This window comes from Microbispora sp. H11081, from assembly GCF_012999535.1.
Lineage (GTDB): Bacteria > Actinomycetota > Actinomycetes > Streptosporangiales > Streptosporangiaceae > Microbispora.
In genome coordinates, this window is record NZ_JABBWV010000001.1 from 982,775 (window position 1) to 1,005,700 (window position 22,926).

General features: G+C 76.2%; 6 protein-coding genes. All 6 read left to right on the forward strand.

What is annotated here, in order from left to right:
• Positions 1-85 precede the first annotated feature (85 nt).
• From HHX31_RS04435 to HHX31_RS04460, 6 genes are read left to right on the forward strand one after another with little or no spacing between them, the layout of a single operon-like run.
• Positions 86-1,117 carry a 3-oxoacyl-ACP synthase III family protein gene (locus HHX31_RS04435; protein ID WP_169945201.1) on the forward strand — a complete coding sequence of 344 codons (1,032 nt, stop codon included), beginning with the start codon at positions 86-88 and terminating at the stop codon, positions 1,115-1,117.
• On the forward strand, positions 1,117-1,350 hold the full coding sequence (locus tag HHX31_RS04440) for a phosphopantetheine-binding protein (protein ID WP_169945203.1): 234 nt from the start codon (positions 1,117-1,119) through the stop codon (positions 1,348-1,350). The genes HHX31_RS04435 and HHX31_RS04440 overlap by 1 nt, the downstream gene beginning before the upstream one ends.
• Positions 1,347-2,102, forward strand: a complete 756-nt coding sequence (locus tag HHX31_RS04445) for a 2-oxo acid dehydrogenase subunit E2 (RefSeq protein ID WP_169945205.1) — start codon at positions 1,347-1,349, stop codon at positions 2,100-2,102. The genes HHX31_RS04440 and HHX31_RS04445 overlap by 4 nt, the downstream gene beginning before the upstream one ends.
• Entirely contained in the window at positions 2,099-3,181 is a 1,083-nt protein-coding gene (locus HHX31_RS04450; RefSeq protein ID WP_169945207.1) for an alpha/beta hydrolase, read from the forward strand. The genes HHX31_RS04445 and HHX31_RS04450 overlap by 4 nt, the downstream gene beginning before the upstream one ends.
• On the forward strand, positions 3,178-3,942 hold the full coding sequence (locus HHX31_RS04455) for a thioesterase II family protein (protein WP_169945208.1): 765 nt from the start codon (positions 3,178-3,180) through the stop codon (positions 3,940-3,942). Before HHX31_RS04450 ends, HHX31_RS04455 begins: the two co-directional genes overlap by 4 nt.
• A gap of 47 nt (positions 3,943-3,989) precedes the next feature.
• On the forward strand, positions 3,990-22,889 hold the full coding sequence (locus HHX31_RS04460) for a type I polyketide synthase (protein WP_169943846.1): 18,900 nt from the start codon (positions 3,990-3,992) through the stop codon (positions 22,887-22,889).
• Positions 22,890-22,926 lie beyond the last annotated feature (37 nt).

Sequence of the window (22,926 nt, forward strand, 5' to 3'; positions counted from 1 at the left end):
GCGGTGATCAGCAGATCCGGGTCACCATCCCGGCCCGGCCCGCGCAGCGCGTGGGCGGCGCGGACGCGGCTCGTTGGAGGAGCGCATGGGGGACATACCGGTACGACTTCTGTCGGTGGGGACGGCGCTGCCCGGCCCGCCCGTCGATACCGCGGCCCTGGCCACGGCGTTCGGCATGAACCAGGTGTGGCGGCAGTGGGTCGACACGTTCATCGGGACCCGGACGCGTCATCTGGCGGTCGACCTGTCCACCGGCGAGCGGCGGGAGAGCCTGGCCGATCTCGGTGAGCGGGCCGCCGCCCAGGCGCTCGCCCGGGCCGGCGTGTCCGCCGAGGACGTCGACGTGGTGGTGTTCGGCACCGCCACTCCCGACACGCTGATGCCGGCCACCGTGAACGTCGTCGCCGACCGGCTCCGCATCGACGGCGTGCCGACGTTCCAGCTCCAGTCCGGCTGCTCCGGGGCGGTGCAGACCTTCGACGTCGCGGCCTCGCTGCTGTCCATCGGCCGTTATCGCACGGCGCTGGTGATCGGCGGAGACGTGATCGCCAAGCACTACGACGTCAAGGCGGACCTGACGGCGCTGCCGCCGGACGAACTGGTCAACTATGTGCTGTTCGGCGACGGCGCGGGCGCCGCCGTACTCGCCGTGGGCGACCATCCGGAGGCGCCGGTGCTCCGGTCGGTGCTCACCCGGCTGTCCGGCCTCGGCCGCGCGCCCGGCCAGACCCTGCGCTGGTACGGCCTGGCCGACCGCGACGGGGGCGAGGCGCCGGCCAGCGAGGACTACAAGGCCATCGAGGAGCACGTGCCGGTGCTCGCCGAGGAGACGGCCGACGAACTGCTGGACGACCTCGGCTGGGATCGCTCGGAGGTCGGCTACCTCCTGCCGCCGCAATTGTCCGTCGCGATGACCGCCAAGATCACCGAAAGGCTCGCCTTCCCGGCGGCCGAGGAGGTCTCCTGCGTCGCCGACACCGGCAACAACGGCAACGCCCTGCTGTTCTTCCAGCTCGACCGGCTGCTGCCCGCGATGGCGCGGCCCTCGCGGGCGATCGCGGTCGCGATCGAGTCGAGCAAGTGGATCAGGTCGGGTCTCGCCCTGGAGCGTGTGTGATGACGGCCGCGATCAGCCGGGACGAGTTCGTGGACCTGCTGCGGGACGAGATCGGCCTCGCCGTGGGCGCCGAGGACCTGGGCCGGACGTTCGACGAGGTGCCGGGCTGGGACTCGCTGCACCTGCTGACCATGCTCGTGCTGCTGGAGAAACAGGTCGGCAGGCCGCTGTCGCTGCCCGATTTCCTCGACGCCGCCAGCCTGGAGACGATCTACGAGCTGGTGAACCGATGACCGGGCAGCCGTTCCCTCCCCAGCGCAGGCACACCCTGTTCTTCCTCGACCAGATCCGCGACTTCTCGCCGGTCTTCCTCGACACGGAGGTGGACGCCACCGCGATCGTCGCGGCGCGCGAGCGGGCCCGCAGCGCGGGAGAACGCCGCTCGGTCGTCTCCTACGTCGTGCACGCGGCCGCCGGCGTCCTCGCCAAGCACCCGGAGGCCAACGCCGCCATCCACGGCGGGCTCGACCCGGTCGTCGCCTCCTACGACACCGTGGCGGCCAAGGTCACCCTCGACAAGACGTGGGAGAGCCGCCGGGTCGTGCTCGCGACCGTGATCCCCGGGCTGGAGTCGGCGTCGCTCGCCGACGTTCAGGCCCACCTGGACCGGGCGGCGGCGGCCGACCCAGGCACCGCCGAGGAGTTCGCCGGCATCCGCGCGTTGCGGCGGCTGCCCTGGCGGGAGGCGCTCGACCGGTTCCGCGAGGCGGCCGGGCTGCTCGACCGCCGACCCGCGATCACCGGCACGTTCAGCGTCACCTCGCTCGGCCACCGGGCGGTCGACGGCTTCCACTCGGTCGGCGGGACCACGATCACCCTCGGGGTGGGCCGGATCGCCGACCGCCCGGTGGCCAGAGGAGGGGCCGTGGTGATCGCGCCGGTCATGCGCCTGTCGCTGGCCTTCGACCATCGCGTCATCGACGGTGCGGAGGCCGCCGACGTGCTCACCGAGATCAAAGACGCGCTGGAGGCGTACGAGGAATGAACGACCTGACCGAACTCAAGCGGTTCGTCGTGGCGCACGCGATCTCGCAGGGCCTGCCCGCCGACCACTACGCGGCCCTGCTGGACCGCGTCACCACGGACGCGGGCGACGAGCCGGGCTCCTGGCCGTACGAGTGGATCCGCGCGGGCGACGAGTGGGACGCGGCGGGACAGACGGCCCTCGCCGCCCAGTACTACACGATGGGCAGGTTCCCGTACGTCGACGGTCCGGGCCGCAAGCGGGCGCTCGCCCGCGGCCTGGACGCGTTCGACCGGTGGCGGCGAAGCGTGCCGGGCCTGGAACCGGTCGTCGTGGAGGCCGGCGGTGTGCCGGTGCGGGTGTGGGCCGCGGGGCTGTCGGCCGAGCGGCCCCGGCCGCTGCTCGTGCTGACCGGCGGCATCGTGAGCCCCAAGGAGCAGTGGGCCGCGGCGCTGCCGCAGATCGCGTCCTTCGGCATGGCCGGCGTCGTGGCCGACCTGCCCGGCGTCGGCGAGAGCCCGCTCCGGTACGGCCCCGACGCCTGGACCCTGTTCCCGGCGATCCTCGACGCGCTGGAGGGCCGGGCCCGGGTGAGCGAGACGTACCTGCTCGCGCTGAGCTTCAGCGGCCACGCGGCGATCACCGCCGCGCTGCGCGACCCGCGGGTGCGCGGCGTGGTCGGCAACGGCCCGCCGATCCACGACTTCTTCACCGACGCCGGCTGGCAGGCCCGGGTGCCGAAGATCACCCGTGACACGCTCGCACACCTCACCGGAGTGCCGCCGGAGGCGGTGTTCACCCACGTGCGCGACTGGGCGCTCCGCGACGCCGACCTGGCCGCGCTCACCGTGCCGCTCGCCGCGGTGACCGCCAGGCGCGACGAGATCATCCCGCCCGGCGACGTCGGACGCCTGAAGCGGCACGTACGGGACCTGCGACTGGTCGAGCACGACGACGTGCACGGCGCCCCCTCCCACCTCGCCGAGACCCGGGTCTGGAGCCTGCTCGCCGTGCAGCGGATGCGGCCCGACGCCGATCCTGAGGTGGTCGCGGCGCTGACCGCGACACTGGAGGCCGCCCGCGCGGGAGCGGGCCGGTGACCGCCGCCGCCGGGCGGATCCGGGGCGACTGGCTGCGCGAGTACGCCCCCGCCGCGCCGGGCGCCCCATGCCTGGTGGCGTTCCCGCACGCCGGAGGCTCGGCGGGCTTCTTCGTCCCGCTCGCGCGGGCCCTGGCCCCGGCGGTGCGCGTGCTCGCCGTGCAGTACCCAGGACGCCTGGACCGGCGGCACGAGCCCGCCGTGGAGGACGTGCGCGCACTGGCCCGCCGGGTGGCCGAGGTGATCGCCGGGGAGCCGGACGGCCCCCGCACCGCCTTCTTCGGGCACAGCATGGGCTCCCTGGTGGCCTTCGAGACGGCGCTGCTGGCCGAGCGGGGTCTCGGCACGCCCCCGGAGCGGCTGTTCGTCTCCGGAGGGCGGGCCCCCGCCCTCACCCGGGTGGACCCGGCGATCCTGCGGGACGACCGGTCCCTGCTGGAGGAGGTGCTGTTCCTCGGCGGCACCTCCCGGCAGGTGCTGGAGAGCGACGACCTGCGCGAACTCGTGCTGCCCGCGCTGCGCGGAGACTACCGGGCGCTGCGCGCCTACCTGCCAGAGCCCGGCGCCCGGGTCCGCTGCCCGATCACGGCGCTGGTCGGTGACCGCGACCCGCGGGTGACGGTGGCCCAGGCCGACCGATGGCGGGAGCACACCACCGGCCCCTTCCGGCTCACCGTCCTGCCCGGAGACCACTTCTACCTGACCTGGCGGCTGGAGGACGTCGCGGAGACGGTTCGGCGAGGGCTCGCCGTACCCGTCTGATCCTCCCTCGCCGGCCGCCCGCACCACGACTGAGAGTGAGGCACGACGTGATCAGCCCCGACCAGCAGGTGTCCCGGCCCGTCGCGGTCGTCGGAGTGGCGTGCCGCCTGCCCGGCTCGTCCGGGCCCGGCGCGCTGTGGCGGCTGCTGGACGAGGGCCGCGCCGCCGTCCGCGAGGTGCCCGAGGGGCGGGCGCGGTCCTCGCTGCTGGACGACCTCGCCCGCGAGCACCCCGGCGTGCGGTACGGCGGCTACCTCGACGACATCGCCGGATTCGACGCGGAGTTCTTCGGGATCTCCCCGCGCGAGGCCGCGGCCATGGATCCCCAGCAGCGGCTCGTCCTGGAACTGGCCTGGGAGGCGCTGGAGGACGCGGGGGTGGTGCCCGCCACGCTGCGCGACACGCCGGCCGGCGTGTTCGTCGGCTCCATCGCCGACGAGTACGCGACGCTGTCGCGGGCCGCCGCGATCGGCCGCCACACCCTCACCGGCACCACCCGGGCCATCATCGCCAACCGAGTGTCGTACACGCTCGGACTGCGCGGGCCGAGCGTCGCGGTCGACACCGCGCAGTCGTCGTCGCTGGTCGCCGTCCACCTCGCGGCGGAGAGCGTGCGGGGAGGCGAGTCGCGCCTCGCGCTCGCGGGCGGCGTCAACCTGATCGTCGACCCGGCCGGTACGGCGGCGGTGGCCCGGTTCGGCGGGTTGTCGCCGGACGGCCGGTGCCACACCTTCGACCGCCGGGCCAACGGCTACGTCCGGGGCGAGGGCGCCGGACTGGTGCTGCTCAAGGCGCTGGACGCCGCCGTCGAGGACGGCGACCGGATCTACGCCGTGCTGCTCGGCGGCGCGGTCAACAACGACGGCGGCACCGACGGCCTCACCACGCCAAGCGCCCGCGCCCAGGCCGAGGTGCTCAGGCGGGCGTGGGCGGCCGCCGGCGTCGCGCCCTCTGCGCTGCAGTACGTCGAACTGCACGGCACCGGCACCCGGGTCGGCGACCCGGTGGAGGCGCGCGGCCTCGGCCTGACCCGCCTCGGTGAGGGGCCGGTCCTGCAGGTGGGGTCCATCAAGACGAACATCGGCCACCTGGAGGGCGCGGCGGGCGTCGCCGGGCTGATCAAGACCGTGCTGAGCGTCGACCGGCGGCGGCTGCCCGCGAGCCTGAACTTCGCCGAGCCGAATCCGGAGATCGACTTCGACGGCTGGGGCCTGTCCGTCCGCGGCGAGGGGGGAGCGTGGCCCCGGGAGAGTGAGCGGCTCGTCGCGGGCGTCAGTTCGTTCGGCATGGGCGGCACCAACTGCCACGTCGTGGTCGCAGAACCGCCCCGCCAGGACGAGGCGGTGCGCGCCGCGCGGCAGGCCGGACCATCGGACCGCGACTCCCGCGTGCGCACCCCCCTCGTCCTCAGCGCGCGCACCGGCGCGGCGCTGCGGGAGCAGGCGGCCCGGCTGCGCGACCTCCTGTCCGAGCACGACCTCCTCGGCGGGCCCGAGGCGCCCGGTGAGCACGTGCCGTCCGGCGGAGGGCTCGCCGCTGGCCTGGCACGGAGCCTCGCGACCACCCGGACCGCCTTCGACCACCGGGCGGCGATCACGGGCGACGTGCCGGCCGGGCTGGCGGCGCTGGCCGGTGGACGCCCGGCGGCCGGTCTCGTCACGGGCAGGGCCAGGACCGCGCCCGTCGCGGTGCTGTTCCCCGGGCAGGGCAGCCAGCGGCCCGGCATGGGCCGGCGGGCCCACCGCGACCACCCCGCCTTCCGGGCCGCGTTCGACGAGGTCGCGGCGGCGCTCGCCGAGCGGCTGCCCAGGCCGCTCCAGGAGGTCGCCTGGTCGGAGCCGGGCGGCGAGGAGGCCAGGCTCCTCGACCGCACGGCCTTCACCCAGCCCGCGATCTTCGCGGTAGAGGTGGCGACGTTCCGCCTGCTGGAGGCGTTCGGCGTCGAGCCGTCCTTCGTCGCCGGTCACTCCATCGGGGAGGTGGCCGCGGCGCACGTCGCGGGCGTGCTCGACCTGTCGTCCGCCGCCGAGCTGATCGCGGCCAGGGGGCGGCTGATGGACGAGTTGCCCTCCGGCGGCGGGATGCTCGCCGTCGGCGTCCCGGAGGACGAGGCGGCCGGGCTGCTCGCGGAGGCGGACGGCCTCGCGGTCGTCGCCGCCGTGAACGGACCGCGGTCGGTCGTCGTCGCGGGGGAGGACGCGGCACTGGACGCCGTCGCAGCCCTCGCCGTCGCACGCGGGCACCGCATCCGGCGGCTCCCGGTGAGCCACGCCTTCCACTCGCCGCTGATGGACCCCGCGCTCGGCGAGTTCCGCGCGGTGCTCGACGGGCTCACGTACGGCAGGGCCCGCATCCCGTTCGTGTCGACGGTGACCGGCGAACCGCTCGACCTGGCCGGCGCGGACGACTGGGCGGGCTACTGGGTGGAGCACGCCCGCCGTGCGGTCCGCTTCGCCGACGGCCTGACCCGGCTGCGCGCGCTGGGGGCCGGGATTTTCGTGGAGGCGGGACCCGGGACGGCGCTGAGCGCGGCCGGACGGGAGACCCTGGGGGCGGAGGCCGCGTTCGTGCCGGTCCTCGGCAAGGACGACGACGCCGAAGCCGCCGTCGGCAGGCTGTTCACCGCCGGGGTGAGCCTCGACTGGGACGCCGTCTTCCCGCCCGTAGGCCCCCGCGTCCCGCTGCCGACCTATCCCTTCCAGCGCGAGCGTCACTGGCTGCCCCCGGGTGAGGGCGTGCCGGCGGCGCCCGCCCCCGCTCCCGTCTCGGCCCCCGCCCCGGAGCCGGTTTCCGCGTCCGTTCCACCCGCCGGTACGGCGGCCGGGGAGCGCCGCGTCATCGAGGAAGTGGCGGCGGTGCTCGGCTTCGCCGACCCCGCGCGGGTCGACCCCGAGGCGACGTTCCGGGACCTCGGCCTCGACTCGCTGGGCCTGGTCGAGTTGCGCGACCGGCTGAACGACGCCTTCGGCGCCGACCTCCCGGCCGCCGCGCTGTTCGGCCACCCCACCCCCGCCGCCCTGGCCCGCCACCTGGCCGGCGGCCCCCGCGCGGACGCGCCCGTGGCGGCCGTCCGGGCGGCGGACGACGATCCGGTGGTGATCGTGGGGATGGGGTGCCGGTTCCCGGGCGGGGTCGCCTCGCCGGAGGACCTGTGGGAGCTGGTCGCCGACGGCGTGGACGCCATCGGCGAGTTTCCCGCCGACCGCGGCTGGGACCTCGCCGCCCTCTTCGACCCGGACGCCGGGCGGCCCGGCACCTCGTACACGCGGCACGGCGGGTTCCTGCGGGACGCCGCGGAGTTCGACGCGGGGTTCTTCGGGATGAGTCCGCGGGAGGCGCTGGCGACCGATCCGCAGCAGCGGTTGCTGTTGCAGGTGTCGTGGGAGGCGCTGGAGCGGGCGGGGATCGACCCGCTGTCGCTGAAGGAGAGCGACACCGGGGTCTTCGTCGGCGTGATGGCCTCCGACTACACGCCACGGCTCCACGAGGGAGGCGGGGGCGTGGACGGCTACCTCCTCACCGGGGGCAGCGTCAGCGTGGCGTCGGGGCGGATCGCGTATGTGCTGGGGTTGCGTGGTCCGGCGTTGACGGTGGACACGGCGTGTTCGTCGTCGTTGGTGGCGTTGGATCTGGCGGTTCGGGCGGTGCGGTCGGGGGAGTGTTCGCTGGCGTTGGCCGGTGGGGTGGCGGTGATGGCGTCGCCGGGGATGTTCGTGGAGTTCTCGCGGCAGCGGGGGTTGTCGGCCGATGGGCGGTGCCGGGCGTTTTCGGCGTCGGCGGATGGCACGGGGTGGGCCGAGGGCGCCGGGGTGGTGGTGGTGGAGCGGTTGTCGGCGGCGGTGCGTAACGGGCATCGGGTGCTGGCCGTGGTGGCGGGGTCGGCGGTGAATCAGGACGGGGCGAGCAACGGGCTGACGGCGCCGAATGGTCGGGCTCAGGAGCAGGTGATCGGGCGGGCGCTGGCGGAGGCGGGGCTGGGCCCTGGTGATGTGGATGTGGTGGAGGCGCATGGGACGGGGACCCGGTTGGGGGATCCGATCGAGGCGCAGGCGTTGATCGCGGCGTATGGGCGGGATCGGGGGGCGCCGTTGTGGGTGGGGTCGTTGAAGTCGAACATCGGGCATGCCCAGGCGGCGGCGGGGGTGGGCGGGGTCATCAAGATGGTGATGGCTTTGCGGCATGAGCGGTTGCCGGCGACGTTGCATGTGGATGAGCCGTCTCCGCATGTGGACTGGGACGGGTCGGGGGTGGCGTTGCTGACCCGTCCGGTTGAGTGGGACTGGCCGGGACGGCCGCGCCGGGCCGGGGTGTCGTCCTTCGGCATCAGCGGCACCAACGCCCATGTCATCCTCCAGCAACCCCCCACCGACGTCACTGACTCCTCACGCGACGGCGCCCACGGCCGGGACAGCGCGCACCACGACGCGGCGAGGCCCGAGGACGAGGCCGGGCCGCCGGAAGCGCCGCTGTTGCTGTCGGGGACCGACGCCGCCGCTCTGCGCAGGCAGGCCGCGGCGCTCGCCGATCACCTGACTGACCATCCGGAACTCGACCTGCGCGACGTGGCCGCCACGCTCGCGGCTCGCGCGCGGCTCGCGCACGGCGCCGCCGTACTGGACGACCATCAGGCCGCCCTGCGGGCGCTGGCCGGGGGAGAGATCCACGAAGCGGCGGTGACCGGCGAGCGGATCACCGGTCGTACGGTCTTCGTCTTCCCCGGGCAGGGGTCGCAGTGGCCCGAGATGGCCCGCGCGCTGCTGGCCGCCGACCCGGTCTTCCGCGCCGAGATCGACGCCTGTGCCGAGGCGTTCGCCCCCCACGTGGACTGGTCGTTGCACGCCGTGCTGCGCGGCGACCCCGGCGCCCCGTCGCTGGAGCGGGTCGACGTCGTGCAGCCGGTGCTGTTCGCGGTGATGGTGTCGCTGGCCGCGATGTGGCGCGCCGCCGGCGTCCGGCCGGACGCGGTGGCCGGGCACTCCCAGGGCGAGATCGCCGCCGCGTACGTCGCGGGCGCGCTGTCCCTGGCCGACGCGGCGCGGCTGGTCACACTGCGCAGCCGGGCCATCGCCCGCATCGCCGGAGACGGCGGCATGGTGTCGGTGGCGCTCGGCCCCGGGGAGGCGGCCGAGCTCGCGGCCCGCTGGGACGGGGCCGTCGAAGTCGCCGTGCACAACGGGCCGCGCTCCACCGTGGTCGCCGGGGACGTCGCCGCGCTCACCGAGTTGCTCGCCTGGTGCGAGGGTAACGGCGTGCGCGCCCGCCGGGTTCCGGTGGACTACGCCTCCCACACGCGGTACGTCGAGCCGCTGCGCGAGGAACTGCTGGAGACGTTCGCCGGGCTGACCCCGCGGCCGGCCGAGGTGGCGTTCCACTCGGCGGTGACCGGCGAGCCGGTCGACACGGCCACGCTCGACGCCGGCTACTGGTACCGCAACCTCCGTGACACCGTCCGCTTCGACGCCGTCGTCGCGGGGCTGGCCGGCACCGGCCACCGCAGGTTCATCGAGATCAGCCCGCACCCGGTGCTCACCGTCGCCGTGGAGGAGATCCTGGCCGCGCGAGGCGTGGGCGGTCTCGCCACGGGCACCCTCAGGCGGGGCGAGGGCGGCACGGACGCGTTCCGCCGGGCCCTCGCCGTGGCCCACCTCGCCGGGGCCTCCGTCACGTGGCCCGCCGGCCGTGCCGGTCACAGGGCGACGGTGGATCTGCCGACCTACCGGTTCGAGCGCGAACGCTACTGGCTGACGCCCTCGGCCGGGCCGGCCCAGGCGGCCAGGCTCGGCCTCGCCGCGGCCCGGCACCCGATCCTCGGCGCGATGGTCACCCTCGCGGACGGCGGCGCCGTCCTGACCGGGGAGATCGACCCGGCCGCGCAGGGCTGGCTCGCCGACCATCGGGTCCTGGGCACCGTGCTGCTGCCCGGGACGGCGTTCGCCGAACTGGCCGCGCACGCGGGCCGTCTCACCGGCGGCCTGGACGTCCGGGAGCTGACCGTCGAGGCCCCCCTCGTCCTGGACGCCGGCCGTACCGCGCGGGTGCAGGTGCTCGTCGGGGCGCCCGGCGCGGACGGGCGGCGCGGCATCGACGTGCACGCCAGGACCGGCGACGACGAGCCGTGGACCCGCCACGCCTCCGGCGTGCTCGCGGGGGCCGGCGAGACATCCGCGGCCCCGGCCTCCGCAGGGGAAGTCCCGGTCACGCGGGCCGGAGAGGACCTCCTGCCCTGGCCGCCCCCCGGGGCCGAGGCGGTGGACGTGTCGGACGTCTACGCCCACCTGTACCGGCTGGGGTACGACTACGGCCCGGCGTTCCAGGGCCTGACCGCCGCCTGGCGGGACGGCCGCACGGTGTACGCGGAACTGAACGTTCCCGGCGACGCGGACTCCCCGGCGAGGACGGACGACTTCGCGCCGCATCCGGCGCTGTTCGACGCGGCACTCCACCCCGTGGTGGCGGGTCTCGCCGGGCTCGCCGTCCCCGACGCGGGAGCGCCGCTGCTGCCGTTCGCGTTCGAGGGCCTGCGTTTCACCGGCGAGGCGGGGCGTACGCTGCGGGCCCGGATCGAGCCGCTCGGCGGCCACCGGTTCCGGTGCCTTCTCGCCGACGGGGCCGGACGGGTGGCAGGGGGAGTGGAGTCGCTGGCCTTCCGGCCCGCGACGCGCGCCGACCTCACCGGCGGCCGGGCCGTCGCGGAGGCGTACGCCGTCGCCTGGGAGCCCCTCGCCGACCCCGGCGAGGCGCCGGGCCGTGTCGCCGTGCTTGAGGGGTTCGGGCCGGTCACGGACCTGCTGGATCTTGGCGACGGCAGGGGCGTGGACGTCCTCGCCGATGTAGGAGCCGTCACCGAGGCCGTGGCCGGGGCCGGAACCGTGCTGGTTCCGGTCGGCGCCTCCACGTCCGCCTCGGGGGGGTCCGCTGGGCTGGTGGAGGAGGCGCACGCCAGGACCGCCGCCGTCCTGTCCCTGTTGCGGCGGTGGCTCGCCGATCCCGCGGCCGGCGATGCCCTGCTGACGGTCGTCGTCGCCGGAGGGGACCCGGCGTCCGGGGCGATCAGGGGCCTGGTCCGCACCGCCGCCGCGGAACACCCCGGCCGGTTCTCGCTCGCGGTCGTGGACGGCGCCGCGCCGGTGGCGCTGCTCGCCGCCGGCCACATGGAGCGCGAGGTGGCCGTACGCGACGGGGTCGTCCTGGTCCCGAGGCTCGTCGCGCAGGACCTCGGCCCGGCAGGTCCGGCGGCGGCCGGCAAGGCGGGGGAGCAGGGCGGGGACGGCGCGGCCCTGGTGGGCGAGACCGACGCATCCGATGAGGTGGACGCGGACCCGGGGACGGTGCTCATCACGGGTGGCACGGGGACGCTGGGGGCGCTCGTCGCCCGCAGGCTGGCCGGTTCGGCCCGGCCCCCGCACCTGCTGCTGGTGAGCCGCTCCGGACCGGACGCCCCGGGTGCGGACACGCTCGCCCGTGACCTGCGCGCCGCAGGGGCGGAGGTCACGGTGGCGGCCTGCGACGTCGCCGACCGGGACGCGCTGGCGGATCTGCTGGCCGCCGTTCCCTCCGGCCGTCCGCTCCGTGGCGTGGTGCACACGGCGGGCGTGCTCGCCGACGCCACCCTCACCGAGTTGACCCCGGACGCGCTGGCCGCCGTGCTGCGGCCGAAGGTCGACGCGGCCTGGCATCTGCACGAGCTGACCGCGAACCTGCCGCTGGACCGCTTCGTGCTGTTCTCCTCCGCAGTGGCCGCCTTCGGCGTGCCGGGACAGGCGAACTACGCCGCGGCCAACGCGTTCCTCGACGCGCTGGCCGAGCACCGCAGGGGTGCCGGCCTGCCCGCCACCTCCATCGCCTGGGGCGTCTGGGACGAGGCCAGCGCCATGACCGGCGGCTTGGACGACGCCGGCCTGGCCCGGCTCGCCCGGTACGGCGTCGGCACGCTCGCCACCGCCACGGCCCTGGAGGCCTTCGACCGGGCGCGCGAGCCGTACGTGGTGGTCTCGCCCCTCGACGACGCCGTGCTGCGGGAGGAGGCGGCCGCCGGCCGGCTGCCGGCCCTGTTCTCCCGCCTCGTGGCGTTCCCGCGCGGCGCCCGGCGCACGGCCGGGGGAGCCTGGGCGAGCCGGGTGCGGGCCGAGCGGCCGCACGAGCGCGTCCACCTCGTCACCCGGCTGGTCCGCGAGCAGGCCGCGGCCGTCCTCGGCCACGCGGATGCGGCGGAGGTGCCCGGCGACCGTCCGCTGAAGGAACTCGGCTTCGACTCGCTGACCGCGGTCGAGCTGCGCAACCGGCTCAACACGTTGACCGGGCTGACCCTGCCCGCCACCGTCGTCTTCGAGTTCCCCACGGTCACCGCGCTCGCCGGGCACCTGCTCGGGCTCCTCACCGCGGAGGACACGGCGACGTCGTCCGTGGCGGCCGTCCGGGCGGCGGACGACGATCCGGTGGTGATCGTGGGGATGGGGTGCCGGTTCCCGGGCGGGGTCGCCTCGCCGGAGGACCTGTGGGAGCTGGTCGCCGGCGGCGTGGACGCGACCGGGGACTTCCCGGACGACCGGGGCTGGGACCTGGAGCGCCTCTACCATCCCGACCCCGACCACCGGGGCACCGCCTACACCCGCAGGGGCGGCTTTCTCTACGACGCGGGCGAGTTCGACGCGGCGTTCTTCGGGATGAGCCCGCGGGAGGCGCTGGCGACCGATCCGCAGCAGCGGTTGCTGTTGCAGGTGTCGTGGGAGGCGCTGGAGCGGGCGGGGATCGATCCGCTGTCGCTGAAGGAGAGCGACACCGGGGTGTTCATCGGGGCCATGTACGACGACTACGCCGCTCGCCTGCGCACCGTGCCCGGGGAGCTGGAGGGCCTGCTCCTGGCCGGCAACGAGTCCAGCGTGGCGTCGGGGCGGATCGCGTATGTGCTGGGGTTGCGTGGTCCGGCGTTGACGGTGGACACGGCGTGTTCGTCGTCGTTGGTGGCGTTGGATCTGGCGGTTCGGGCGGTGCGGTCGGGGGAGTGTTCGCTGGCGTTGGCCGGTGGGGTGGCGGTGATGGCGTCGCCGGGGATGTTCGTGGAGTTCTCGCGGCAGCGGGGGTTGTCGGCCGATGGGCGGTGCCGGGCGTTTTCGGCGTCGGCGGATGGCACGGGGTGGGCCGAGGGCGCCGGGGTGGTGGTGGTGGAGCGGTTGTCGGCGGCGGTGCGTAACGGGCATCGGGTGCTGGCCGTGGTGGCGGGGTCGGCGGTGAATCAGGACGGGGCGAGCAACGGGCTGACGGCGCCGAATGGTCGGGCTCAGGAGCAGGTGATCGGGCGGGCGCTGGCGGAGGCGGGGCTGGGCCCTGGTGATGTGGATGTGGTGGAGGCGCATGGGACGGGGACCCGGTTGGGGGATCCGATCGAGGCGCAGGCGTTGATCGCGGCGTATGGGCGGGATCGGGGGGCGCCGTTGTGGGTGGGGTCGTTGAAGTCGAACATCGGGCATGCCCAGGCGGCGGCGGGGGTGGGCGGGGTCATCAAGATGGTGATGGCTTTGCGGCATGAGCGGTTGCCGGCGACGTTGCATGTGGATGAGCCGTCTCCGCATGTGGACTGGGACGGGTCGGGGGTGGCGTTGCTGACCCGTCCGGTTGAGTGGGACTGGCCGGGACGGCCGCGCCGGGCCGGGGTGTCGTCCTTCGGCATCAGCGGCACCAACGCCCATGTCATCCTCCAGCAACCCCCCACCGACGTCACTGACTCCTCACGCGACGGCGCCCACGGCCGGGACAGCGCGCACCACGACGCGGCGACGGCCGAGGACCCCGGCGGGAGCGTGCCGTTCGTGCTGTCGGCGAAGACGGAGACCGCGCTGCGCGCCCAGGCGGGCCTCGTGCACGACGTCCTAGCCGCGGGGTCCGCCGCGCCGCGCGACGTCGCGTACACACTCAGCCGCAGGCCGCGGCTGGAGCATCGGGCCGTCGTGGACGTCGGCGCGGCGGCGTACCCGGCTGAGGCGCTGGCGGCCCTCCGCGACGGCGGAAGCCACCCGGGGGTGACCATCGGGCGCGCGGCGCCGGACCAGCGGCTCGCCTTCCTCTTCTCCGGGCAGGGGGCGCAGCGGGCCGGCATGGGCGCCGGGCTGCTGGAGACGTCCGCGGTGTACGCCGCCGCGTTCGACGAGATCTCCGCGCTGCTCGAGCCGCACATCGGAGTCGCCCTGCGAGATCTGCTGGCCGACTCCGAGCGGCTCGGGCAGACGCGGTACGCCCAGCCGGCGCTGTTCGCGGTGGAGGTCGCGCTCCACCGCCTCGCCGAGTCGTACGGGCTGCGGCCCGACTTCCTGATCGGGCACTCGGTCGGCGAACTCGCCGCCGCGCACGTCGCGGGGGTGCTCGATCTCGCCTCCGCGTGCGCGCTGGTGGCCGCCCGCGGCCGGCTGATGCAGTCGGCCAGGCAGGGCGGCGCGATGGCCGCGTTCGCCGCCACCCCCCAGGAGGCGGCCGAACTGGCCGAGTCGGCGGACGGCGCCGTCGAGATCGCCGCGATCAACGGACCGGCGTCGGTGGTGCTGTCGGGCGACGCGGACGAGGTCGACCGGCTCGCCGGGCGATGGAAGGCCGCCGGCCGCAAGGCCACTCGGCTCAAGGTGAGTCACGCCTTCCACTCGGCCCACATGGACGACGTGCTGGAGGAGTTCCGCCAGGTGGTGGCGGGGCTGACGTTCGCCCCCGCCCAGGTGCCCGTCGTCTCCACGGCGACCGGGGAGCTCGCGGGCGAGCGGGAGATGGCGTCGCCGGACTACTGGGTGGCCCAGATGCGCGGGGCCGTGCGGTTCGCCGACGCGGTCCGCGCGGCGCGGGAGGCGGGCGTGACCCGGTTCGCCGAACTGGGCCCCGACGGGTCGCTCGCCGCGCTCGCCCAGGAGACCGATGACGCGGAGACCGACGACGTGGAGACCGCCGGCGGGGCGGTAGCGGTGCCGCTGCTCAGGCCCGGTCGTCCGGACGCGGAGGCGTTCCGGGCGGCGCTCGCCCGTTTGCACGTGGCGGGCGTGCCGGTCGAGTTCGGGCCGCTCCTGGCGGGCGGCCGGCTCACGGACCTGCCCACGTACCCGTTCGAGACCAGGCGTTACTGGCTGCTGCCGCCCGTGGACGACGACCGGCCGGCGGCGTACGGGCTGGACACGTCGCCGCATCCGCTGCTCGCCGGCGCGGTCGAGTTGCCGGACGGCGATCGGCTGTTCACCGGGGTGCTGTCCACCCGCCGCCGGCCGTGGCTGGCCGACCACCGGGTCGGCGGGCGGGTGCTTGTCCCCGCCACGGCCCTGGTCGAGCTGGCCCTCGCCGCAGGCGCGACGGCCGGCCGGCCGACCCTCGGCGAGTTCGTGATGCACGCCCCGATCGAGCTGGAGGGCGCGGCGGAGGTCCGTCTCCAGGTGACCGTATCCGCGAGCGGGAACCTCACGGTCCGCAGCAGCCGCGCCACGGGACCGGCCGAATGGGCCGTCAACGCCACGGCCACGCTCACCGAGGACGAGGTCCTCCCCGGCCGGCCGGTCGCGTCGGGTCCGGGCGCCCGCCTCGATCCGGGCACGCCGGAGGACACCTATCGGTTGCTCGCCGACCACGGCTACGAGTACGGCCCGGCGTTCCAGGGGCTCGTCTCCGCGTGGCGCGACGAGGGCGACCTGTTCGCGGAGGTGGCGCTGCCGCCGTCGCTCCGCGCCGAGGCCGCCGGATACGCCGCGCACCCGGCTCTGCTGGACGCCGCCCTGCACGCGCTCTCGCTGGACGGGCTCGGCGGCCCCCGGCGGGTTCCGTACGCGCTGAGCGGCGTCCGCGCGCATCCGGCGCCGGGGGCGGCCCGTACGCGACCTCCGGGAGCGAGTCCCACCCGTGTCCGTGCCAGGCTCACCCCGCTGGACACCGACGCCTACCGCGTGGACCTCATCGGCGACGACGGGCGGGAGGTGCTGACAGTGGAGCGGCTGCGGCTGCGCCCGCTCCCGGCCGTCGCCGCGCTGTACGGCCTGGCCTGGGAGGCGGCGCCGCCGCCCGAGCCGGCCGGGGACTTCGCCCTCGCCGACGCCCTACCCGTAGACCCGCCGCCGCTCGTGCTGCTCGACGGGCTCGACCGCGACGACGACCCGTACGCCGTGCTGGACGCGGCCCGCGAGGCGCTTCAGCGGTGGATCGCCGATCCCGCGGCCGCCGACGCCCGCCTGGTGGTGCTGACGCGTGGCCTCGCCGCGGACGGCGCCGAGGACGCCAGGCCGTCCACCAGCGCCCTTTGGGGCCTGGTCAGGTCGGCCAGGGCCGAGCATCCCGGCAGGTTCGCCCTGCTCGACATCGGCGCGGCAGACGCCGCGCAGGGAGACCTCGATCCGGGGCTGCTCGCGGCTGTCGGCGCGGAGTTCCCCGAGGCCGCGATCCGCGGGGGAGCGCCGCTGGTGCCGCGACTCGTCGCCGAGCCCGCCGCGCCGTCCTCCGGAACGCCGTCGCTGTGGCCGCGCAGCGCCGCGGGCGGCACGGTGCTCGTGACCGGCGGCCTCGGCGCGCTCGGCCGGCGGATCGCCGTCCACCTGGTCACCCGCCACGGCGTGCGGAACCTGCTCCTGGTCAGCCGCCGGGGCGAGCGCCACCCGGACGCCGCCGCGATCCGGGCGGAACTGACCGCGCTCGGCGCCGCCGTGGCCGTACGAGCCTGCGACCCGGCCGACCCGCGGGCCCTGGCCGCGCTGCTGGGCGGCCTCGACGGCCCGCTGACCGGCGTCGTCCACGCGGCGGGCGTCGCGGAGGACGGCGTCGTCGAAGGGCTGACCGCGCAGGCCCTGCGCCGGGTGCTCGACGCCAAGCTCGCGGCCGCCCGCAACCTCGACGAGGCCACCCGCGACGCGGACCTCGACGCGTTCGTGCTATTCGGCTCGGTGGCCGGTGTCCTCGGCACCGCCGGTCAGGGCGCGTACGCCGCCGCGAACGCCGCGCTGGAGGCGGTGACGCGGGGCAGACGGCGGTCCGGCCGCCCCGGGCTGACCGTGCACTGGGGCCTGTGGGACCTGGACGACGGAATGAGCGGAGGCCTGGTGGGGCGGGACGTCGCCCGGCTCGGGCGAGCCGGCATCCGGCCCATGGCCCCGGCCGACGGGCTCGGCCTGTTCGACCGCGCCCTGGGACTGGACGCCCCCGTCGTGGTGGCGGGCAGCCTCGACCTCCCCGCGACGCCGGGGCGGATCCACCCCGCCGCCGCACGACCCGACGCGGGAGTCTCCACGCGGCCCGACGCCCGGGACGGGGGTCCGGACACCGCGCGGCCGGTGCTCGACGCGGTGCTCGACGCGGTGCTCGACGCGGTGCTCGACGCGGTTGCCACCGTGCTGGGGCACGCCGACGGCTCGGAGATAGATCCGGACCGGGCGTTCACCGATCTCGGGTTCGACTCGCTGACCGCGGTCGAGTTGCGCAACCGGCTCGGCGGCGACCTCGGCGTCCGCCTGCCCGCCACGGTGGTGTTCGACCACCCGACCCCGGCCGCCCTGACCGCCCACCTGGACGGCCTTCTCGCCGACGGCCCCGGCACGCGCGGCGACGAGGACGAGGGGCCGCGGGAGCCCTATGGGCCGGACGACGACGCGGTCGCGATCGTCGGCATGGCCTGCCGGTTCCCCGGCGGCGTACGGACACCGGCTGAGCTGTGGGAACTGCTCGCCTCGGGCACCGACGCCATCACCGAGTTCCCCGCCGACCGAGGCTGGGACCCCGACCTGTTCGACCCCGACCCAGAGCATCCGGGCACGTCGATCACCCGGTATGGCGGGTTCCTGCACGACGCGGCCGAGTTCGACCCCGAGTTCTTCGGGGTCAGCCACCGTGAGGCCCTGGCCGTCGACCCGCAGCAGCGCCTGCTGCTGCAGACGGCCTGGGAGGCGGTCGAGGACGCGGGGATCGACCCGGCGACGCTGCGCGGCTCGCAGAGCGGGGTGTTCGTCGGCGTCATGTACTCCGACTACGGGGCGCGCGTTCACCAGCGCCGGGGCGCGGCCCGCGACCTGGAGGGCTACCTGGTCAGCGGCAGCGCGGGAAGCGTCGCGTCCGGCCGCATCTCCTACACCCTGGGCCTGGAGGGCCCGGCGGTGACCGTGGACACGGCCTGCTCCTCCTCGCTGGTCGCCGTCCACCAGGCCGCGCAGGCCCTCCGTCTCGGCGAGTGCGCCCTGGCCCTCGCCGGCGGTGCGACCGTGATGGCGAGCCCCGCCACGTTCGTCGAGTTCAGCCGCCAGCGCGGGCTGGCGCCCGACGGCCGCTGCAAGCCGTTCTCCGCCGACGCCGACGGCACGGCGTGGGGCGAGGGTGTGGGGCTGCTCGTGCTGGAGCGCCTCTCCGACGCGCGGCGCAACGGCCACCGCGTGCTCGCCCTGGTCCGCGGCTCCGCGGTCAACCAGGACGGCGCGAGCAACGGACTCACCGCGCCCAACGGCCCGGCGCAGGAGCGGGTCATCCGGGCCGCCCTGCGCGGCGCCGGCCTGCGGCCGTCGGACGTCGACGTGCTGGAGGCCCACGGCACCGGCACCCGGCTCGGGGACCCGATCGAGGCGGGCGCGGTCCTCGGCACGTACGGCCGGGACCGGGACGGCCGCGCGCCGCTGCTCATGGGCTCGGTCAAGTCGAACATCGGCCACACCCAGGCGGCGGCCGGGGTGGCCGGGATCATCAAGATGGTGCTGGCCATGCGGCACGGGCAGGTGCCCGCCACCCTGCACCTGGCCCGGCCCAGCGAGCACGTCGACTGGTCCGGCGGCGCGGTCACCGTGCCCGCCCGGCCGGTTCCCTGGCCCGACACCCCCGGGCCGCGCCGGGCCGCGGTCTCCTCGTTCGGCATCAGCGGCACCAACGCCCACGTCGTCCTCGAAATGGGTGACGAGCCCCCGGCGCCCGCCGCCGCGCCCGGCGAGGAGACGCCCGGGACGCGGGTCGTGCCATGGGTGCTCAGCGCCCGCACCGCCGAAGCGCTGCGCGAGCAGGCGGCCCGGCTCAGGCGGCACGTGCTCGCCGATCCCGGGACGCGGATCGCCGACGTCGCCCTGTCGCTCGCCACCACCCGGACCGCGTTCGACCATCGGGCCGTCGTGCTCGGCCGGGACCGCGCCGAACTGGTCGCCGGGCTCGGCCACCTCGTCTCGGGAACACGGCCGCCGGCCGACGGCTTCCCCGTCGTCGTCACCGGTACGGCGGTGCGCGGCCGGACCGCCGTGCTGTTCGCCGGCCAGGGAGGCCAGCGGACCGGCATGGGCGCCGAGCTGTACCGGACGTTCCCGGCGTACGCGCGGGCCTTCGACGAGGTGTGCGAGGAACTGCGCCGCATCGACGGCCTCGACGTGGCGGCCGTGATCGCCGGGGAGGGCGAGCCCGGGCTCATCGACCGGACCCGCTACACGCAGGCGTCGCTGTTCGCGCTGGAGGTCGCCATCTTCCGCCTACTGGAGTCGTGGGGCCTGCCGGCCGACGCCCTCGCGGGGCACTCGGTGGGCGAGATCGCCGCCGCGCACGTCGCCGGTGCGCTGACCCTGCCGGACGCGGCGGCGCTCGTGGCCGCGCGCGGGCGGCTCATGCAGGAACTGCCGGAAGGCGGGCTGATGGTGGCCGTGCAGGCCGACCCGGCGACGGTGGAACGGCTTGCGCGGGAGGCGGAGACGCCGGTGGACGTGGCCGCCGTCAACGCCCCCGGCTCGGTGGTGATCTCCGGAGACGCCGGGCCCGTGGAGAGGCTGGCCGGGATCCTGGCCGAGCGCGGCCACCGGACCAGACGGCTCACCGTGAGCCACGCATTCCACTCGGCCCTGATGGAGCCGATGCTGGCGCCCTTCCGCGCGGAGATCGCGGGCCTGGCCGCGTCGGCCCCGCACCGCACGCTCGTGTCGACGCTCACCGCCGAGGAGGCCGGCGCCGGCACTCTGGGGTCGCCGGACCACTGGGCCGACCAGGTGCGGGGGACGGTGCGCTTCGCCGACGCGGTCGCACGGCTGCGCGGCCTCGGCGCGGCCCGCTTCCTGGAGATCGGCCCGGACTCGGCGCTCACCGCGATGGTCCGCCAGTGCGACCTGGGCGAGGACGCCGTCGCGGCGGCCGCGCTCGGCCGCGGGACCGGGGAGGTGACCGCGCTGTGGACGTTCGTGGCCCGGGCCTTCGCGGCCGGGGTCGCCTGGGACTGGCGGGCGCTGCTGGGCGGCGGCGCCGTGGTCCCGCTGCCCACCTACCCCTTCCGCCGCGAGCGGCTGTGGCTGGCCGCCCCCGCGGCGGACGCGACCGCGGCCGGCGTCGGCGCGGACGAACCCGGCCATCCGCTGCTCATGGCCGCCGTAACCGTGCCCGGCGGCGGGCAGACCGTCTACACCGGGGTGCTGTCGGCCGGGCGGCAGCCCTGGCTGGCCGACCACGCGCTGGCGGGGGTCCCGGTGCTCCCGGCCGCCGCCCTCCTCGACGTGACGGCCTGGCTCGCGGCCCGGCACGGCGCCGCCGCGGTGCGGGAACTGGAACTGCGCTCCCCGGTGCCGATCCCCGCGGACGGGGAGGTCCACCTGCGGATCGCGGTCGACGGCGACCGGGTCCGCGTCCACGGCCGTCCCTCCGGCGGCGAGGAGTGGACCCTGCACGCCGAGGCGGCGCTCGGCGACGACGAGCCCGGGCCCGCCTGGTCCGGCGGCCGCCCGCCCGAGGCCGTGCCCGTGGACGTGACCGGCGCGTACGCCGATTTCGCCGCGCGCGGCTACGAGTACGGCCCCGCCTTCCAGGGCCTGCGCGCCCTGTGGCGGACCGAGGACGAGCTGTACGCCGAGGTCGAGAGCGAGATCGTCCCCGGGCTGCTCGACGCCGCCCTCCACCCGTGGATCGCCGGCGCGGGAGAGCCGCCTGAGGGACGCATTCCCGTTCCCTACGCCTTCCGCGGCGTGCGTCTCCACGCCGAGCCCGGGGGAATGTCGCTGGTGCGGATCCGGCTCACCGGTGAGGAGTCGTTCGCGCTCGACGTGGCCGACGCCGGGGGAGCCCCGGTGCTGTCGGTGGCGGAGGTCCGCGTACGCCCGGTCGAGGAACGCGCCCTGCTGAGCGCGGGCGGAGCCGGCCCGCGGCCGTACGAGGTCGTCTGGGACCCGGCCTCGCTCGACGGCCCGCCCGCGTCCGGGGGCCCCGCGGTCGTCCTGGCCCCCGAAGGGCTCCTCGCCGACGCGCCCTGCCCCGTCGTCACCTATCCGACCGGCTCGCACAGCGGCCACGGCGACGCCGCGTCCCCGGACGGCCCCGGCCCGGCGGTCCGGGCGGCCCTGGAGGCGGCACGCGCGGCCATCCTCGGGCTGCCCGGCGACGGCCACCTCGTGGTGGTGACTCGGGGAGCCACGGCAGCCGAGGGACCACTGGCCTCCGGCCCGGCGGTCTCCGGCGGTCCTGGCGACCTCGGCGGGCTGATCGGGGCGGCGTTGTGGGGGCTCGTCCGTGGGGCGGTCCAGGAGTTCCCCGGCAGGGTCGGCGTGATCGACGTCGACGGAAGTCCGGAGTCGCTGGCCGAACTGCCGCGCGCCCTGGCGGCCCGGCCCGGCCAGCTCGCCCTCCGCCTGGGCCGGGCCGTACGCCCCCGCCTGCGCGTCCTGACCGGCGCCCCGGGCGACGCTCCGGATCTGGGCTCGGGCACGGTCCTGGTCACCGGAGCCGGCGGCGCGCTCGGCGGCGAGGTCGTGCGGCACCTGGCCGCCCGCCACGGCGCCCGCAGGCTGCTGCTCGTCAGCCGGCGCGGCGACGCCGATCCCGCGCTGCGCGCCCTCGCCAGGGAACTGGCCGCGCTGGACGGTGCCGAGGTCCGTACGGCCGCCTGCGACGTGGCCGACCCGGCCGCGGCGGAGGCGCTGGTCGCCGGGGCGGCCGACCTCGTCGCGGTGGTCCACGCGGCGGGCGCGCTCGACGACGCCGTGCTGGAGAACACGACGCCCGAGCGGCTCGACCGGGTCCTGCGCCCGAAGGTGGACGCGGCCTGGAACCTCCACCGGCTCACCGCCCACCTGCCGCTGAGGGCGTTCGTGCTGTTCTCGTCCGTCGCCGGGGTGCTGGGCAACGCGGGGCAGACGGGTTACGCGGCGGCCAACGCGTTCCTGGACGCGCTCGCCCGGCACCGGCGGGCCGGCGGGCTGCCCGGTCTGTCGCTCGCCTGGGGCCTGTGGGACGCCGGCGGGGGCATGGCCGCCGAGCTGAGCGCGGCCGCACGGGCCCGGCTCGACCGGATGGGCGTCCGCCCGCTGGTGAGCGGGGAGGCGCTCGCCCTGCTCGACCACGCGCTGGCGGCGGGCCCCGCCGTGCTGGTTCCGGCGCGGTTCGACCGGGCCGCGCTCGCCCGGCGGCATGGCGAACTGCCCGAGGTGCTCGCCGATCTGGTGCCCCCCGCTCCCTTTTCCGCTCCCGCCGTACGGGCCGTGCCGCTGGCGCGGCGCCTCGACGGGCTGGACGAGGAGGCGGCCCGGACCCTGGTGCGCGGCGTCGTCGCGGGCCGGGTCGCGGAGGTGCTCGGCCTGCCCGGCGGGACGAGCCCGCCGGAGGATCGCGGGCTGTTCGACCTCGGCCTCGACTCGCTCACGGCGATCGAGCTGCGCAACCGGCTCGGAGAGGAGGCGGGCGAGCGGCTCCCGGCGACCGTGCTGTTCGACCACCCGACCGTACGGGAGCTGACCGCGTACCTGCTCGACCGGGTGCACGGGCCGCACGGTCACCACGGGGAGCGTCCGGTGTTCGACCCGGCGGCGCTGGACGTCTGGGTGTCGGCCGCCTCCGGTCTCACCGGCGGCGACCGGCAGCGGGCCGAGCTCGTACGGGCGCTGCGCGGCGCGCTGAGCGTCCTGGACCCCTCCGGGGGACGGCAGGCCGCGAACGGCGGCGACTCCCTGGCCGGAGTCGAGGCGGCCTCCGACGACGAGCTGTTCGGCCTGCTCGACCGCGAGCTGAGCGAGTGACCCCGCCGCACGCCCTTTCCCGCGTAACGACGGATCT